Origin of the sequence: Sphingobacterium alkalisoli (assembly GCF_005049105.1) — a bacterium.
GTDB classification, from domain to species: Bacteria; Bacteroidota; Bacteroidia; order Sphingobacteriales; family Sphingobacteriaceae; genus Sphingobacterium; species Sphingobacterium alkalisoli.
Genome location: NZ_SUKA01000002.1, coordinates 227,507 through 245,565 on the forward strand (window position 1 = coordinate 227,507; position 18,059 = coordinate 245,565).

An 18,059-nucleotide genomic window follows, 5' to 3' on the forward strand; every position below is an offset into this window, starting at 1 on the left:
TGTGGCCAATGGACACGACCAAATAAACTATATAACAAATAATATGAAATTTTTTATTGATACAGCTAACTTGGCAGATATACAGGAAGCACAAAATCTGGGCGTATTGGATGGTGTTACCACCAACCCTTCACTGATGGCTAAGGAAGGTATATGCGGAGCAGAAAATGTCGTCGACCATTATAAAGCGATCTGTGCCATTACAGATGGTGATGTGAGTGCAGAGGTTATTGCTGTTCATTATGATGAAATCATTCGTGAAGGACTGGAACTCGCTAAGCTGGATGACCGGATTGTGGTCAAAGTTCCGATGATTAGAGAGGGGATAAAAGCGATCAAGTATTTTTCGAACGCCGGTATTAAGACAAATTGTACACTAGTTTTCTCTGCTGGACAAGCCTTGCTGGCGGCTAAGGCGGGCGCGACCTACGTATCCCCTTTTTTGGGACGTCTAGACGATATTTCGACAGATGGCTTGGAACTCATCAGCGATATTCGTCTTATCTATGACAATTATGAGTTCCCTACGCAGATATTAGCGGCTTCCGTGCGGCACGCGATGCATATCGTGAATTGTGCCAAATTTGGTGCTGACGTTACCACATCGCCGTTATCGGCCATTACCGCCCTTTTGAAGCATCCACTGACGGATTCTGGTCTAGCACAATTTCTTGCGGATCATAAACGGGTGTCGGAAGGAAATAATTAAACATACACGCATGGTAATGAGCAAATATAGTATTCACAATTTAGAGGCAATAGCTTCTCAGGTGAGGCGTGACATCGTTCGAATGGTGCATGGCTGCCAGTCGGGCCACCCTGGTGGTTCTTTAGGTTGTACTGACTTTTTTGTAGCCTTATATTTTGAGATTATGGACAGAAGGGCTGGTTTCCATATTGATGGAATTGGTGAAGATTTATTCTTTTTGTCAAACGGCCATATTTCTCCTGTTTTTTACAGCGTTTTAGCACGTATGGGTTATTTTGATCCGAGTGAATTGGCTTCGTTTCGGAAGATTAATTCCCGGGTGCAGGGACACCCAACAACGCATGAAGGGCTTCCGGGTATACGTATTGCTTCGGGCTCCCTGGGTCAGGGTTTGTCGGTTGCCATTGGCGCTGCCCAGTCCAAAAAATTAAATAAAGATAACCACCTTGTTTATGTACTAATGGGGGATGGTGAATTACAGGAGGGACAAATTTGGGAAGGGGCACTTTACGCTCCGCATAATAAAGTAGACAACCTTGTCGCGACAGTCGACTACAACGGCGCACAAATTGATGGACCGACGGAGCAGATTTTGTCCTTAGGAAATCTGCAACAAAAATGGGAAGCGTTCGGTTGGGATGTACTGGCAATAGAAAAGGGAAATGATATGGCTGCGGTGATATCGGGACTGGAAGAGGCTAGATCGCGCACGGGAAAAGGAAGACCGGTGATGATCTTACTACACACGGAGATGGGTAGTGGCGTAGATTTTATGATGGGATCGCACAAATGGCATGGCGTGGCACCAAATGATGCACAGCTTGCAACAGCCTTGGAGCAATTGCCCGAAACGTTAGGGGATTATTAATTTAGATATAAGACATGAGATGCTAGATATAAGATTTTTAAATTTCTGAATCTGAATCGCTAACATCTAAAATACTATAAAAGCAAAATGAAACCATCAGGGTTTTTTAAGACCACGCAGCGGGATGAATAAATCTGATAGCTTCCAAAAATTATACGGATGAAAAGATATACCTATACAGAATCGAAGGATACGCGCTCAGGCTTTGGTGCGGGGTTGCTGGAAGCTGGTAAACAGGACGAAAATGTCGTGGCATTATGTTCGGATTTGATTGGATCCTTAAAAATGAATGATTTTATCCATGCGTTCCCAGAACGTTTTTTTCAAATTGGTATCGCTGAAGCGAATATGATGGGGATTGCTGCAGGTCTGACTATTGGAGGTAAAATTCCTTTCACTGGAACATTTGCTAATTTTTCAACAGGACGGGTTTACGATCAGATTAGACAGTCTATAGCCTATTCCAATAAGAATGTAAAAATAGCGGCTTCTCATGCCGGGCTCACCCTTGGAGAGGATGGTGCAACCCATCAGATTTTAGAAGATATTGGCCTAATGAAAATGCTTCCGGGCATGACAGTGATTAATCCGTGCGATTACAACCAGACTAAAGCTGCTACTATTGCAATAGCTAAACATCGGGGACCGGTTTATTTACGCTTTGGACGTCCTGTTGTCCCCATTTTTACACTGAGTGATCAAGTGTTCGAAATTGGAAGGGCGGTAATGCTTAACAAGGGAAAAGACGTGACCATTATTGCTACTGGCCACTTGGTTTGGGAAGCTATAAAAGCTGGAGAATTATTGGAACGGTTAGGAATTGATGCGGAAATTATTAATATCCATACCATTAAGCCATTGGACGAAGAGGCTATCTTGGCTTCCGTAAAGAAAACTGGATGTGTGGTAACGGCCGAAGAACACAACCGTATAGGTGGGCTGGGAGATAGTGTGGCGCAGGTATTGGCTAAGCAATTGCCAACACCACAAGAATATGTGGCTGTTGATGATAGCTTTGGTGAATCGGGAACGCCTACCCAATTGATGGAAAAATACGGATTGAATGCCGAAGCCATACTTATTGCGACCCAGAAAGTACTATTAAGAAGTAGAACGACGAAAAAGAAGCTATAAAATTATTTATAAACCATATAACTTAACATATCCTGATATGAAAAATATAGTGTTATTGACGCTTGCTGTGATCTTGTCTACAGGATCTCATGCACAAATAAAGGCTGCTCCTATTGGATTTGATATCCGTAGAGAGAATATTGAACGAGGTAAGATGGATACGATATCTTATCCATCTAATACGGTCGGCGTAAACCGTAAAGCTTTAGTATATACTCCCCCCGGATATTCTCCTGAACAAAAATATCCAGTTTTATATCTACTGCACGGCATTGGTGGAGACGAAAAGGAGTGGTTTAATAATGGAGTGCCACATATTATCCTAGATAATCTATATGCGGATGGTAAGTTAGAAAAAATGATCGTCGTATTGCCTAACGGTCGTGCCATGAAGGGCGACCGCGCTACCGGAAATATAATGGACAGGGATAAGGTTGAGGCATTTGCGACGTTTGAGAAAGATCTATTAATTGATCTGATTCCTTTTGTTGAGAAAAAATATCCCGTTAAAAAAGAGAAAGACCATAGGGCGTTGTTTGGATTATCCATGGGCGGTGGTCAGGCGCTAAATTTCGGCTTAGGTAATATGAATACCTTTTCGTGGGTGGGCGGATTCTCTTCTGCTCCAAACACGCGAATGCCGGAACAATTACTTCCTAATCCAGAAGAAGCGAAAGAAAAATTGAAATTGCTATGGGTCTCTTGCGGAGATCAGGATGGTTTGATCGGCAATAGCAAGAGAACACATGAATATTTCAAAAAGCATAACGTGCCACATGTATTTTATGTGGAACCTGGGGGGCATGATTTTAAAGTGTGGAAAAATGATTTATATGTGGTATCTCAGTTGCTTTTTAAGGATGTCGATTATAAGTCGCTTTTGGAATACCATGATAAGTAGCAGAAATTACAGATAAATATGGCATATCAAAAAATACGCGTTCTTGCATTGTTAATTGTTTGTACCTTGTTTCTAACCCTTGCCTTATATGGGCAGAAACCAACAGCATTGAAACTCTGGTATGATAAACCCGCTAACGCAAAGGTCTGGGAGCAGGCACTACCAGTGGGCAATGGACGATTGGGGGCAATGGTCTACGGTATTCCGGAGCGGGAAATGCTACAACTTAATGAAGAAACGATATGGGGAGGGGGGCCGTATCGTAACGATAATAAAAAAGGTGCAGAGGCTTTGCCTGTTGTGCAGCAGCTTATTTTTGATGGAAACACACATGAAGCGGATGAGTTGGTCAATGCTTCGTTCTTCACCAAAACGCACGGTATGCCTTTTCAGACGGCAGGTAGTCTAGTTTTGAATTTTCCAGGACATGCGCATTATCAGCATTATTACCGCGAACTTGACTTGGACAGGGCCATCGCAAAAATTAGTTACACGGTGGACGGCATCCGGTATACGCGCGAGATTATTTCTTCTTTTGCCGACGATGTCATTATTATGCACTTAGCATCCAGTAAAAAAGGGGGGTTAACCTTCGAAGCCGAATACAGTAATAGCTCCAAACATACTGTGTTTAGAAACGGTAATTCACTGGTATTGGAAGGACGAGGCTCGGATCATGAAGGTGTCGACGGAAAAATTGTATATCAGACCCATACGTCGGTCAAGAGCAGGGACGGTAAAATTGAGGTGGCGAATGACAAATTGAAGGTGTCCGGTGCAACTTCCGCAACCCTTTACATTTCAATAGGGACTAATTTTATTGACTATAAATCGATAGGTGCTGACCAAGCCGCGAAGGCATCCGTTAAGCTGGGTACAGCTAGAAAAAAAGGCTTTGAGAAGGCGCTAAGCCAACATGTTGCGTTATATGCTAAACAATTTGGTCGCTTTAAGTTGGATTTGGGAAGCCGGGGGGGAGTAAAAGACGAGAGTACAGTAGAGCGCATCAAAAACTTTAAAACAACTCAAGACCCTGCCCTAATTACATTGTTAACGCAATTTGGACGTTATTTGTTGATCTGCTCGTCGCAACCGGGAGGGCGGCCTGCTACGTTACAGGGTATCTGGAACAACGCGATGCAGCCTGCATGGGACAGTAAGTACACCATCAACATTAATACTGAAATGAACTACTGGCCAGCGGAAGTTACTAACCTCTCGGAGACCCATCAACCGTTATTTCAAATGATAAAAGATCTAGGGGAAAGTGGACAAGAGACCGCCAAAGCCTTGTACGGATCTGAGGGATGGGTAGCACATCATAATACGGATATTTGGCGGATAACCAGTCCGATCGATTTTGCGGCAGCTGGTATGTGGCCTATGGGCGGAATCTGGCTAGCGCAACACCTCTGGGAACATTATTTGTATACGGGTAACACAGAGTTTCTGCGCCAAGTGTATCCAATCATGAAGGGAGCATCTGACTTTTTGCTGACGACCTTAATTCCACATCCAAAGCATGAAGATAAGGAATGGATGGTATTATCACCGTCTATTTCACCAGAACATGGGCCGATGTCCGCAGGGGTGACCATGGATAACCAGTTAGTGTTTGATATGCTGACACGTACCGCGTTGGCTAATGAGATATTGGGAGAAGATACTGTTTATAGGGATAACCTGCAGGAGATGGTGAAGCGTATACCACCGATGCACATCGGAAAATATACGCAACTGCAGGAGTGGTTGGAGGATCTTGACGATCCAAAAAATGAACATCGGCATGTTTCTCATCTGTACGGCCTATATCCAGGCAATCAAATATCGCCATACACCACTCCGGAGCTCTTTGAAGCGTCCCGAAATTCATTGACCTATCGTGGTGACATGGCGACAGGATGGTCTATCGGTTGGAAAGTTAATCTGTGGGCAAGGCTATTGGACGGAAATCATGCCTACAAAATTGTGAACAATATGTTGACCATAGCGGATAGAGAGAACAGAGATGGACGTACGTATCCAAATATGTTCACCGCTCACCCTCCTTTTCAGATCGACGGAAACTTTGGCTTAACAGCGGGGGTTGCGGAAATGCTGCTTCAAAGCCATGATGGTGCGGTTCATCTTTTGCCCGCAATGCCAGATGTGTGGCATACGGGCTTTGTGTCGGGTATCAAAGCACGAGGAGGGTTTGAAATAGAGATGAACTGGGTGGATGGCGAGGCTGAAGGTATTAAGGTGCTGTCTTCTATTGGCGGGAATTTAAGATTACGTAGTTATGTACCGCTGAGCGGAAAAGGTTTGAAGGAAGCTACTGGAGAAAACCCAAATGTATTACTTAATCCAATCGCTGCTGTAAAGGCACTGATTTCACCGGAGGCTTCATTGAAGGGTAATAAATTGAGGAGGATCTACGAGTATGACCTGCCAACAATTCGCGGCAAAACGTATAATTTTTCTGTTAAAAAGAGGTGATGTTGTGTGTGCCATATGCTCTTTGATATTAAAATATGTACAATTACCAATTTTGGATAACGAATGAACCAAGACGAATATACCACACACCGATTGAAATGAAGAACGTGTAATGATCTTGTGTATATCATGAAATCCATACACGCATAATTAATTATATACTGATGAAGAAAAATACTGTTTGCAGTTATGTGGTGGGGCTTTTCCTTTCGATGAGCGGCATGGCTTTGGCTCAGAAACCCCAAAACCCTATTATCTTTTCCGACGTGCCGGATATGTCGATGATACGTGTGGGGGATACGTACTATATGAGTAGTACGACGATGCATATGAATCCGGGACTGCCTTTGATGAAATCTAATGATTTGGTCAACTGGGAACTTATTGGTTACGGACATACCGCCTTGGCGGATATGGACGAACTAAACCTGGATAACGACAAAAGTACTTATGGCAGGGGTTCCTGGGCTAGTAGTATCCGATACCATAACGGTACCTACTACGTAAGCACCTTTGCCCAAACCACAGGCAAAACCTACATTTATTCGACCAAGGATATCGAAAATGGTCCGTGGGAGTCAAAGGAGTTTAAGCCGGCAATGCATGATCATACCTTGTTCTTCGAGGGAGATAAAGTATATATGATCTGGGGTGGGGGTAAAGTAAACATCGTGGAGCTATTGCCTGATCTATCGAACGTGAAGCCTGAGACACAACGTGTATTAATCGAAAATGCAACGCTACCTAGTACACCCGAGGGCATACGTGGTGGCCTACCAGCGGAAGGTTCACAGTTGTTTAAGGTAAATGGAAAATATTATCTTTTTAATATTTCTTGGCCTCCTGGTGGCATGCGTACCGTAATCGTGCATCGTGCGGATAAAATTGATGGACCTTACGAAGGACGTGTCGTGTTGCAGGATAAAGGCGTGGCGCAGGGGGGATTGATTGATAGACCAAATGGGGAGTGGTATGCCTATCTTTTTCAGGATTACGGTGCTGTGGGACGTATTCCGTTTCTCGTGCCTGTGCAATGGGTGGACGGCTGGCCGGTACTTGGCGTTGATGGTAAAGTGCCTTCCGAATTGGATCTCCCAGCTAGTAAGGGGTTAATTCCGCATCTCGTCAATTCGGACGATTTTTCCCGAAAAGAAGGTGATCCCATTTTGCCGCTAGTTTGGCAGTGGAACCATAACCCAGACGACAGACTTTGGTCTGTGAGTGAGCGGCCTGGGTATTTACGCTTAAAAACTGGGCGCTTAGATAGAGATTTCTTACAAGCAAGAAACACGCTAACGCAACGAACAATAGGCCCAACATGCGTGGGTTCTACCGCAATTGATGTGTCCAAAATGAAAGATGGCGATTTTGCGGGCTTATCGCTCTTGCAAAAAAACTATGGTTTGCTTGGGGTGCGCGCAGAAGGTGATAAGCGATCGTTGGTGATGGTGAACGCAACTACAGGTACGCCTGAAGAGGTGGCTGCGATTTCCTTAAAGCAGGATAAAGTATTCTTAAAGGCACACTGCGATTTTACGAATAAGAAGGATGTCGCTAATTTTTCATACAGCTTGGATGGGATAAATTGGATACCTATAGGCACCCAGCTGAAAATGGCCTATACTATCCCGCACTTTATGGGCTATCGCTTTGGTCTTTTTAATTATGCTACAAGGCAGGCAGGCGGGTATGTTGATTTTGATTATTTTAATATTACACCCTAAAAATTATGTATATGAAGCTTCACATGCCCTATTTAATAACCTTGTGCGCATTGTTATTTTTTGAAAGCGAAATATTTGCCCAAAACCCAGTGATACAAACCCATTTCACACCGGATCCAGCGCCAATGGTATACAAGGATAGAGTCTACATGTATGCAGGTGACGATATTCCTGGATACGATTTTTATTATATGACCAAATGGAGAGTATACTCATCAAGTGATATGGTGAACTGGACGGACCATGGTTCTCCCATTTCTTTAGAATCTTTTAGCTGGGCACGTGATCGTGCTTGGGCGGCACAATGTGTGGAGCGGGATGGTAAGTTCTACTGGTATATCTGCGCACAGACGGTGAATAATGATATGGCCATTGGTGTCGCTGTAGCAGACAGTCCCACAGGGCCGTTCAAGGATGCGCTTGGTAAATCTTTAATTACAACCGGAAATTGGTCAAACATTGATCCCACGGCCTATGTAGATGACGATGGTCAAGCCTATCTCTATTGGGGTAATGCCCATCTCTATTACGTGAAGCTTAATACCGATATGATTTCTTATACAGGGGATATTGTGGAGATCCCACAGACGGTGGAGTCGTTTGGAGGGCTGCGACGACCAGGGAGAAGTGATGAAGTACTGCAAAAAAGAGAAGAGTACAACGATGTTTTTGTGGAAGGCCCGTGGTTTTATAAGCGCAATGGAACCTACTATTTGATGTATGCAGGTATGACGAAAGGAGGGGAATGTTTGTCTTATGCGACAAGCGATACCCCAATCGGACCATGGAAATATCAAGGGAAAATTATGTCAGAGCAACCCACAAATAGTTTTACTAATCATGGAGGTGTGATCGATTTTAAAGGTAAATCGTATCTCTTTTACCATACTGGACTGTTACCCGGGGGAGGAAGCTACGGCAGATCCAGCGCTATTGAGGAGTTTGCTTACGAAAAGGATGGACGTATCCCTGTTATAGCAATAAGCCGACAGGGTGTAAATCCTGTGGCTACTGTAAACCCGTACGTAAGAAATGAAGCGGAGAACATTGCTTGGTCAGAAAAATGTAGTACAGCAGAAAGTGAGCAGACTGGAGTGTATGTATCGGAGATCCGATCTGGAGGGCATATAAAAACGCGAGCTGTGGATTTCGGAAATCGGGGAGCCAAGGTTTTTGCTGCTTCGATAGCTGCCGGATTGGATGGTGGAATATTGGAGGTGCGTTTAGATAGTGTGGCGGGAGTAAAGTTAGCATCTATCGATATTCCTCGCACGGGTGGATGGGGTGTCTGGAAAACATTGAATGTGCCCATATCGACAGCTGTTTCAGGTGTCCATGACGTGTACTTCGTATTTCAGGGCCAGAATATTACCGCTGGGCGAGAGCTTTTTAATTTTGATTACTGGAGCTTTCAAGAAAAATAGGATTTGACCATGATAACAATACTTCAGCTCCTGTCTTTTGTGGAAAGTGAAAAGCACTGTCAAATATCATGTATTTTGATTGTTGCAAATTTGGTACTAGATAAAGATGATGAATAAATTAGTCCTTGTGTTACTATTAGTTACGCAATCGGCCGTGGCGGCTGTGCGACTTCCTGCGTTGATCGGTGACCGTATGGTGTTGCAACGGGATATTGAACTTAAAATATGGGGTTGGGCGAATGTAGATGAAAAAGTGACCGTACGTTTTCAGGGAAAATATTATTATACAGAAGCTGGGTCGGATGGAAAATGGATGGTTACATTACCCCCAAAAAAGGCGGGCGGTCCCTACGTGATGGAAATTAATGAACTGGCTATCCGAGATGTTTTAATTGGGGATGTGTGGCTCTGTTCGGGCCAGTCTAATATGGAAACTCCCATTGAACGACTCGTTGAACAATTTCCTGAGATTGATGTGTCCAATAACCATATGATCCGTTATTTTAAGGTTCCTACGCAGAATACAGTCGAAGCCATAAAGGAGGATATTCCAAGGGGTGGTGTATGGCGTTCGGGGATAGCTTCTGATGTGATGAATTGGACGGCCTTGGCTTATTTCTACGCGCAGGAGTCGTATCTCCACAATGGAGTCCCGGTCGGGATGCTGGTCTCTAGTCTTGGCGGTTCTGCCATTGAAAGTTGGATTAGTCAGGAGCACCTTAAAGAATTTCCCCAGCTCTTGGTGGATCAGGTGGCGTTAGATAGCTTACGTTTAATACAAAGCGATAAGGGGGCAGAAAACTGGATTAAGCGGGAATGGAATGATGCGGACTGGTGTACCGCAAATGTACCCGGCGATTGGCGCAGGCAGGGGATCGAGGTAAGAGGTGTCGTATACTTTAGAAAAGAGTTTGAGATGCCAGCCCGGATGGAAGGAAGGCATGCCAAACTGTACATGGGAACTATGGTGGATAGTGACTCCGTTTTTATTAACGGACATTTCGTAGGCGCTACTTCGTATATGTATCCGCCGCGTAAATATCATATACCTGCCGGTGTACTACGCGCCGGAAAGAATAATGTGACAGTAAGATTAAGAGCGAACTCGGGCAATGGAAGTTTTGTCGAAGATAAAATATATCGGGTAAAGGCAGATGACGTCGAAGTGGATCTTACGGGGGAATGGAAATATAAGGTTGGAATAGACCTCGCGAAAGCGAAAAGACTTAGCGAACGATTGCAACGGGTGAAATCCGCAGGATCTGGACTTTATAATGGGATGATCTATCCTCTTCGTGATTACGGGGTAAAGGGCGTGATCTGGTATCAAGGAGAGTCCAATACAGGCCAACCTCAACGATACAGGGCTTATTTGAAGACGCTGATTAACAGCTGGAGAACCTTGTTGCATCAGCCCAATCTTCCTTTCCTTTTGGTGCAATTGCCAAACTATATGGCTAAGCAAGATCTGCCCTCAGAATCGGGCTGGGCCGGTGTGCGGGAAGCACAATTCAAAATTGCTCAAGAGGTAGCACATACCGCATTAGCGGTGACCTATGACGTGGGGGAATGGAATGATATCCATCCGCTAAATAAAAAAGATATCGCTAAGCGATTATTTTTAGGTGCCCGCAAAGTTGCATACGGCGAACACATCGTAAGCGACGGTCCTCGATACAAAAACATGGAGATGGAGGGGAATAAAATCATTTTAAGCTTTACGGAGGTAGGCGGGGGATTAAGGAGTAAAGGAGGTGCCCCCTTGAGACATTTTGCCATTGCCGGTGAAGATAAAAAGTTTGTCTGGGCTGATGCGGTGATTAAAGGTAACACTGTGGTGGTAAGCCATCCTCTGGTTAAGCCGGTTGCGGTACGATATGGGTGGAGTGACAATCCAGAGGATGCAAACTTGATAAACAAGGAAGGCTTGCTCGCGTCGCCTTTTAGAACAGATAACTGGTAAGATGCTTACCGTATGACTAACGACTTTATTTAACAAAAAATTAAATTATAAAACCTATCATCTATGAAGAGATTCAAATTTGTCTTTGATAAGCAGCAAACACTTTTATTAGTTGTAGCTCTGTTCTGTTTTTTGGCTACTGCAGTACAGGGACAGCAAGGCCCAATTAGTGGAAAAATGCCGCAGAAGAAATTTACACATACCTCCGCCGGAAATCCATACCTGCCTCTTTGGGAGCATTTGCCGGATGGAGAACCCCGTGTTTTTGAAGATCCAGATTCTCCAGGGGAATATCGTGCCTACATTATAGGTTCGCACGATTTGAGATATACGAGTTATTGTGGACCAGACATTAGAATGTGGTCGGCACCAGTAGATGATTTATCCAGCTGGCGCGATGAAGGAGCTATTTTTACTTATGAAATTGATGGACAGTGGGATGTGATGTATGCCCCGGATCTTGTCGAGGTTAAAAGAAAGAACGGAGTAAAGGAATACTACCTATATCCGCATAGCAGAGGATCGAATAGAGAAGCGATGGTAGCAAAAGCTAGCCGTCCGGACGGCCCCTTTGTCCCGATCAATATGACGGAAGATGGTAGACGTACAGTGCCGGGAAGTATTTTGGGTTTTGATCCGGCGGTTTTTGTCGAATACGTTACGGATCCTCAGGATCCAGATTATGAAATTGGATTTAGGGCATACGCATATTGGGGATTTCAACGGTCATTAGCAGCTGAATTAGATCAAAATACAATGTATTCGCTTCGACCAGGAAAAAAGATAATAGATCGATTTATACCGGCAAGTTCAAGATATGGCGTTCTTCGGGACCCAGAAGGAACAGCATATCCGAATATTCTGCCAGATGAGGACCTTGGATCTTTCAATTTTTTCGAAGCTTCATCGATCCGTAAAATTGGGAATAAGTATATCTCTGTATATAGTGGTTATTCAGGGCCTGAATATGGAGTAGGTAGTTCCAATTCTACATTGCGTTATCTTATAGGAGATTCTCCGCTAGGCCCTTGGAAAAGTGGAGGTGTATTAGTGGATTCGCGTGCGCCGGTATTGAATCAATATGGAACAGCGATACAGACGAGTTACGCAGGACATAATACCCATGGAAGTCTCGAATTGATCAATGGACAGTGGTATGTGTTTTACCATAGACCACCACGCGGGTTTGGTTTTGCGCGTCAAGCTGTGGTTGCGCCAGTGAAGGTAGAATGGGACGAGAAACTGGTGAAAGAAGGCGGAAGCGTTTCAATTCGGGCATACGATCCTTACGCAGAGAATGAGATCTGGACAGCCAAAGATAACCAAGACAGGGAATATACAGGAGCGGAGGTTACGTCCGAGGGCTTTCATGTGTTTGGTTTAGATCCGTACCAATATTACTCCGCAGGATACGCTAGCTACTTATCCGATATCAGTATTCAACAGGATTCTTGGGATATTTGGGACAACCATATGCCTATTAATGATGTTAAAAATGGACATATTGTTGGATTTAAATATTTTGGTTTCGGTGGACTTAAGCAGGATAAATTGGGATTAAAGGCTTTCGAAGGAACAAAAAAGGGAAATAATACCGTGTTTAATTTATTTCTTACCCCAAAAACAAAAAAGGCTTTCAAGGTTAACGTGTGGTTAGACGGTCCATGGGATAATGAGACGTGGAAAGGAACAAAGATCGGTGAAATTAGCATTCCCGAAAATGCGGAGATGGAGACCACTCAGTTTACGATTGATGTTGCTAGGTTTGTCGATCAGCTGGATAAGAAGCACGCGATTTATCTGGTAGCGGAAGGAGCGGAATCGGAAAAACTTTTTGATTTCATTGGTCTTGGATTCAGTGCTAAGCATAAGAAAATACTACGTCCGATTGTACCTACAGTACATATTGCCGTTAACGGAAAGGCGGTGCATTTACCAACCGTTCCAGTTCGATCTACCAACGAAAATGGTATTATAGGTTATGACCGGTACGAAACAATATATAAACTGTCTACTAGCACCGAAGACCTACCGGTTGTATCTGCTTCCACCAATAATCCCGCTATAAAAGTAGCGGTTAAACAAGCTCAGTCTATGGACGGAACAGCTATTGTCGAATTTGATTACAATGGTATTTTGAAAACATATAGCGTTCAGTTCGCATCAGAATAAGCAATAAAATCTCAATCTCATGAAAAAGAAAGTTAATGCGACGGTATTATTGTTACTTATATTGATAGCTTTTAGCTCGTGGCAAAGCCTGCAAAAAAAAGAGAGTCATCCATTTCGCAACCCGGACCTTCCCATTGAAGAGCGGATCGATAATTTGATAAGTTTATTGACATTGGAAGAGAAGGTAGGGCTCATGATGAATAGTTCCAAAGCCATTCCTCGATTGGATATTCCGGCTTACGATTGGTGGAACGAAGCGCTGCATGGCGTCGCGCGTGCTGGGAAAGCAACGGTCTTCCCACAAGCAATAGGAATGGCGGCGACGTGGGATGAAGATAACCATCTAAAGACGTTTGAAATTATCGCTGATGAAGCTAGGGCAAAATATAATGAAGCTGTACGTTCCGGAGAACGTGGACGTTATTATGGACTGTCTTTTTGGACGCCCAATATCAATATCTTCCGCGACCCTAGATGGGGAAGAGGTCAGGAAACGTATGGCGAGGATCCATATTTGACTACCAGATTAGGGTTGGCCGCTGTAGAGGGGCTGCAGGGCGATGATCCCAATTACTTCAAAACACATGCCTGTGCGAAGCACTTTGCTGTGCATAGTGGTCCAGAATGGAACAGACATTCTTATAATGCGGTCGTATCCAAAAAAGATCTGTGGGAAACTTATCTTCCGGCTTTTAAAGCATTGGTACAAGAAGGGAATGTTCAAGAAGTGATGTGCGCCTACAATGCGTACGACGGTAAGCCATGCTGTGGTAGCGATATCCTGATGATGGATATTCTTCGCAATCGCTGGGGATTTAAAGGGGTGGTTGTATCGGACTGCTGGGCCATAAATGACTTTTATGAAAAAGGACACCACGAGTCGCACGATACGCCCGAAGCCGCGGTGGCGGATGCGGTGCTGAAAACGACCGATTTGGAATGTGGGAGCTCCTATGAGAATTTGTTAAAATCGGTGGGAGATGGACTGATCACTGAGGCGCAAATCGATGTCTCACTGAGACGCGTTTTGCGGGGTTGGTTCGAGTTAGGTATGCTTGATCCATTGGATAGAGTACCATGGAGCAGTCTTTCCTATGATATAGTCGCCTCAAAGGAACATCAGCAGCAAGCACTGGATGTTGCCCGAAAATCAATAACTCTGTTGAAAAACGAAAATAACACCCTGCCATTGCGTAAAAATATCAAGAAAATTGCTGTAGTGGGGGCCAATGCAGCTGATAGCATTATGCTCAGGGGAAACTACAATGGTACGCCAACTTCTACAGTTACGATATTAGATGGTATCCGAAAGAAAGTACCCAATACGGAAGTTATTTATGAAAAAGGTAGTGATTTGGTTGATCCCTGGGTTAGAACGTCACTCTATGGTTCTTTCTTAACGAAGAAAGGCGGTCCGAAAGGCTTAACGGTTGAATTTTACAATAACAGTTTATTCGAAGGTGCACCTGTAAAGACAGTCACAAATAGCTTAGGTATAGAATACAGTAACCGGGGAGGTACAGCATTAGCGCAAGGTGTTAATATGGAGAATACGTCTACACGCATTTCCGGTGTTTTTGTGGCACCCTATACGGGCGAAGTGGTGCTTAATGCAAACGCGTACGATGGATATGTACTAACTGTGGGAGGTAAGGAGGTGGCTAATCGTAAGGGACGTGTCGCTTTACAAGGTGAGGAATATATCATTCATGTAGAAAAGGGTAAACAATATCCCTTGGTGATGGAACATCGACAAAAAGGAAACATCAATATCATCGGTCTTTCGGCGTATAAAAAAGAGAAAGCGGATTTTACTGATTTGACCAATCGACTAAAAGATGTCGATGCAATAATCTATGTGGGTGGCTTATCTCCGCAATTGGAAGGGGAGGAGATGTTTGTAAGTGCCGAGGGATTTAGAGGAGGTGATAAGGTTTCGATTGATCTGCCTACCGTACAGCGCAATCTATTGACAGCACTTCGTAAGACGGGAAAGCCCGTGACTTTTGTGCTTTGCACGGGCAGTGCGTTGGCACTAGAGCAGGATGAGCGCAACTACGATGCATTGCTCTGCGCTTGGTATGGCGGGGAGAAAGCGGGTACTGCTGTCGCTGATGTGTTGTTTGGGGATTATAATCCCGCAGGAAGATTACCGGTTACATTTTATAAAACGCTGGCTCAATTGGATAATGCGCTTACGCAGACGGGAGACACGTCAAGACAAGGTTTTGAGAATTACGATATGCAGGGCCGCACATATCGATATATGAAGGAGAGTCCCTTGTATGCATTTGGCTACGGCTTAAGCTATTCCAGTTTTAAATATGGTGAGGTCCAACTGCAAAGGGCATCGATTGACGCTAAGTCGGATCTAAACCTAACTATTCCGGTAACCAATATATCGAACATTGATGGAGAGGAGGTGGTGCAAGTGTATGTTAGACGTAACAATGATCCAACTGCTCCTGTAAAATCTTTGTGTGCTTTTTCCCGGGTACTCATAAAAGCTGGTCAGACACAGTTGGTCAACCTTGTGTTGCGGCCTGAATCGTTTACCTACTACGATGAATCGATGGATGATTTGGTGACAAAACCGGGTGAATACACGCTCTTGTATGGAGGAACATCTGTCCAGTCAAAGTTGCGACAGCGGGAAATTAAGGTCGTTTTGTAATTGATATAGCATCGTATATTCAATTTAAAAATATACGATGTTACACTATTTATTATTTTGCATGTGATGGTATTTTCACTTCTTGTCCGATAACGATATCATCAAACACGATGTTTTCCGTATTTGTAAAACTCAGGGCTGTGGCACAAGAATCTATATGAACATTTGAGAAATATACGTCCGAGACTTTTTTTGAGGGATAACCTTGGATAACTAAACCCGCATTCGTCGCTTTTCTACATTTTACATTATCTACAAAAATATTGCGGATATCGGTTTCAAATCCCTTCCCTTCGCCGTGGTAATACGCTGTGATATAGAAAAAATCTTCCACCTCTCCGAATTCCACGTTGTTCACATAAATATCACGGATGAAACCACCACGGTCGGGGTTTGATTTTAGGTAAATACCTCTTTTGCAATAACCACTGTATGTGCAATTTTCAACGAATACATTTTGTACGCCTGCTGACATCTCACTGCCAATAACCACGCCATGTAAACCTTTAAATCTGCAGTTGCGTATAATGATGTTTTCTGACGAAACCCCTGTTTTCCTTCCTTCATGATCACGTCCTGCCTTAATCGCAACATTATCGTCGGCGTTGTTGAAATCTATATCTTCTATCAATATATTTTTGGAATATTCTGGGTCGAAGCCATCGTTATTTCTATTGAAGGCGTCAAATTTAACTTTTCGGGCGGTAATATTTTCAGATTTCAACAAGTGAACACACCAAAAAGGAGAGTTTTTAATGGTAATACCTTCTATTAAAATATTTTTACATTCGAAGAATTGAATAAGATGCGGACGTAGAAAATGTCCTGATCCGAATATTCGCTCTGGCAAAGGGATGTCCTCGTGGTTCATCTGTCGGCTTAGGAGCTGACTTTCTTTTTGGTGCTCAGCCCATTTGCTAAACGAATCGCGCGCATTACCGTCGATAGTGCCTTCACCTATTATTGCGATATTTTCCAATTGATAGCCATAAACAAATGGACTGTAGTTGTATAGAAAAGTTCCTTCCCAACTTGTAAGTACCACTGGAAGATAGTCGGATGGAGCGGATCCAAAAACTAATTTCGATCCTTTTTGTAATTCAATGCACACATTACTAGCTAAATGTATCGGACCATTTATAAGATAAATGCCCTCCGGAACCATAATTTTTCCGCCCTTCTGTTCTTTACATATTTTTATTGCTTCATCAAAGGCCGGCTTACAATCTGTTAACGAATCGCCAATTGCACCGAAGTCTGTTAGAAGCATTGCATTTTGCGAAATAGTAGGAGGTACAATATTTTTTAAAATATGATCCCGTTTCTCTGTTCTTGATAGTTGTTCTCCATTTGGGGAAGTGCAAGATGTACAATAGTTAATAACCAATAGAATAAAAATATATTTTCTCATTAGGGGTTGATTGCTGTAAAACAAATCCTCCAACACCGGGCGATGTCAGAGGATTAAACCAATTATTAACCTAAATTATGAACTAATTATTTTGCAATATTCGTGCCAAAATTTAGAGAAAACTCATGTAATTTACTTTTTCTTTGATTTTTTTACAGGACCTGCTACCGCTTCTTTAAGGGCCTTTCCTGCTGAGAATTTAGGTAACTTTTTTGCCGGAATTTTTAAAACTGCACCGGTCTGCGGATTGCGTCCGTTACGTGCTGCTCGTTCGCTCACAGAGAACGATCCAAATCCAATTAATGTTACAGTTTCTCCTTTAGTCAGTGATTGTTGAATCCCAGAAGTAAAACTGTTGATCGCTTTTTCCGCCTGTGCTTGGGAAATACCACTTTCCGAAGCGACATGTTTTATTAAATCTGCTTTGTTCATTTTTTATTTGATTTATATATTAGTTAGCTAAAGGTATTAGAAAAAAATTAAAATATCAAACTTCGGCAAATTTGCTTCTATATAAATTTTTAATTATATAGATTGCAGCGCCAATTATTCGTCAGTTTATGCGCATAACAGTTAAATCGTCCGTATTCGAAATAACAAT

12 protein-coding genes are annotated in these 18,059 nt (G+C 43.3%); 10 read left to right on the forward strand and 2 right to left on the reverse strand.

All coding sequences use genetic code 11. The features are described from left to right. Positions 1-43 precede the first annotated feature (43 nt). From fsa to FAZ19_RS06665, 10 genes are all read left to right on the forward strand, one after another. Entirely contained in the window at positions 44-709 is a 666-nt protein-coding gene (gene fsa, locus FAZ19_RS06620) for a fructose-6-phosphate aldolase (protein WP_136819939.1), read from the forward strand. A gap of 16 nt (positions 710-725) precedes the next feature. Further along, positions 726-1,577: a transketolase gene (locus tag FAZ19_RS06625; protein ID WP_136819940.1), complete on the forward strand. Its 852-nt coding sequence runs from the start codon at positions 726-728 to the stop codon at positions 1,575-1,577. 159 nt (positions 1,578-1,736) lie between these two features. Then, positions 1,737-2,711 (forward strand): transketolase family protein, encoded by a 975-nt coding sequence (locus FAZ19_RS06630; protein ID WP_136819941.1) that lies wholly within the window; start codon positions 1,737-1,739, stop codon positions 2,709-2,711. 37 nt (positions 2,712-2,748) lie between these two features. Next, a complete protein-coding gene (locus FAZ19_RS06635; RefSeq protein ID WP_136819942.1) occupies positions 2,749-3,612 on the forward strand; it encodes an alpha/beta hydrolase in 864 nt (287 codons plus the stop codon). 18 nt (positions 3,613-3,630) lie between these two features. Continuing rightward, on the forward strand, positions 3,631-6,090 hold the full coding sequence (locus FAZ19_RS06640; protein WP_136819943.1) for a glycoside hydrolase family 95 protein: 2,460 nt from the start codon (positions 3,631-3,633) through the stop codon (positions 6,088-6,090). A 164-nt stretch (positions 6,091-6,254) separates the two neighbouring features. Continuing rightward, entirely contained in the window at positions 6,255-7,814 is a 1,560-nt protein-coding gene (locus FAZ19_RS06645) for a glycoside hydrolase family 43 protein (RefSeq protein ID WP_136819944.1), read from the forward strand. Positions 7,815-7,825: 11 nt separating this feature from the next. Next, positions 7,826-9,238 (forward strand): glycoside hydrolase family 43 protein, encoded by a 1,413-nt coding sequence (locus tag FAZ19_RS06650; protein WP_229707411.1) that lies wholly within the window; start codon positions 7,826-7,828, stop codon positions 9,236-9,238. Positions 9,239-9,344: 106 nt separating this feature from the next. After that, the gene (locus FAZ19_RS06655; RefSeq protein ID WP_136819945.1) at positions 9,345-11,201 is read left to right on the forward strand and encodes a sialate O-acetylesterase; all 1,857 of its coding nucleotides are present in this window, start codon (positions 9,345-9,347) and stop codon (positions 11,199-11,201) included. A gap of 63 nt (positions 11,202-11,264) precedes the next feature. Then, positions 11,265-13,373 (forward strand): hypothetical protein, encoded by a 2,109-nt coding sequence (locus FAZ19_RS06660; RefSeq protein ID WP_136819946.1) that lies wholly within the window; start codon positions 11,265-11,267, stop codon positions 13,371-13,373. A gap of 19 nt (positions 13,374-13,392) precedes the next feature. After that, on the forward strand, positions 13,393-16,047 hold the full coding sequence (locus tag FAZ19_RS06665; protein ID WP_136819947.1) for a beta-glucosidase: 2,655 nt from the start codon (positions 13,393-13,395) through the stop codon (positions 16,045-16,047). Between the two features lie 52 nt (positions 16,048-16,099). Here the strand turns inward: FAZ19_RS06665 and FAZ19_RS06670 are convergent, their stop codons facing one another. Further along, positions 16,100-17,458, reverse strand: coding sequence for a glycoside hydrolase family 28 protein (locus FAZ19_RS06670; RefSeq protein WP_136819948.1), 1,359 nt, complete (start codon positions 17,456-17,458; stop codon positions 16,100-16,102). A gap of 132 nt (positions 17,459-17,590) precedes the next feature. Continuing rightward, positions 17,591-17,890, reverse strand: coding sequence for an HU family DNA-binding protein (locus FAZ19_RS06675; RefSeq protein ID WP_136819949.1), 300 nt, complete (start codon positions 17,888-17,890; stop codon positions 17,591-17,593). Positions 17,891-18,059 lie beyond the last annotated feature (169 nt).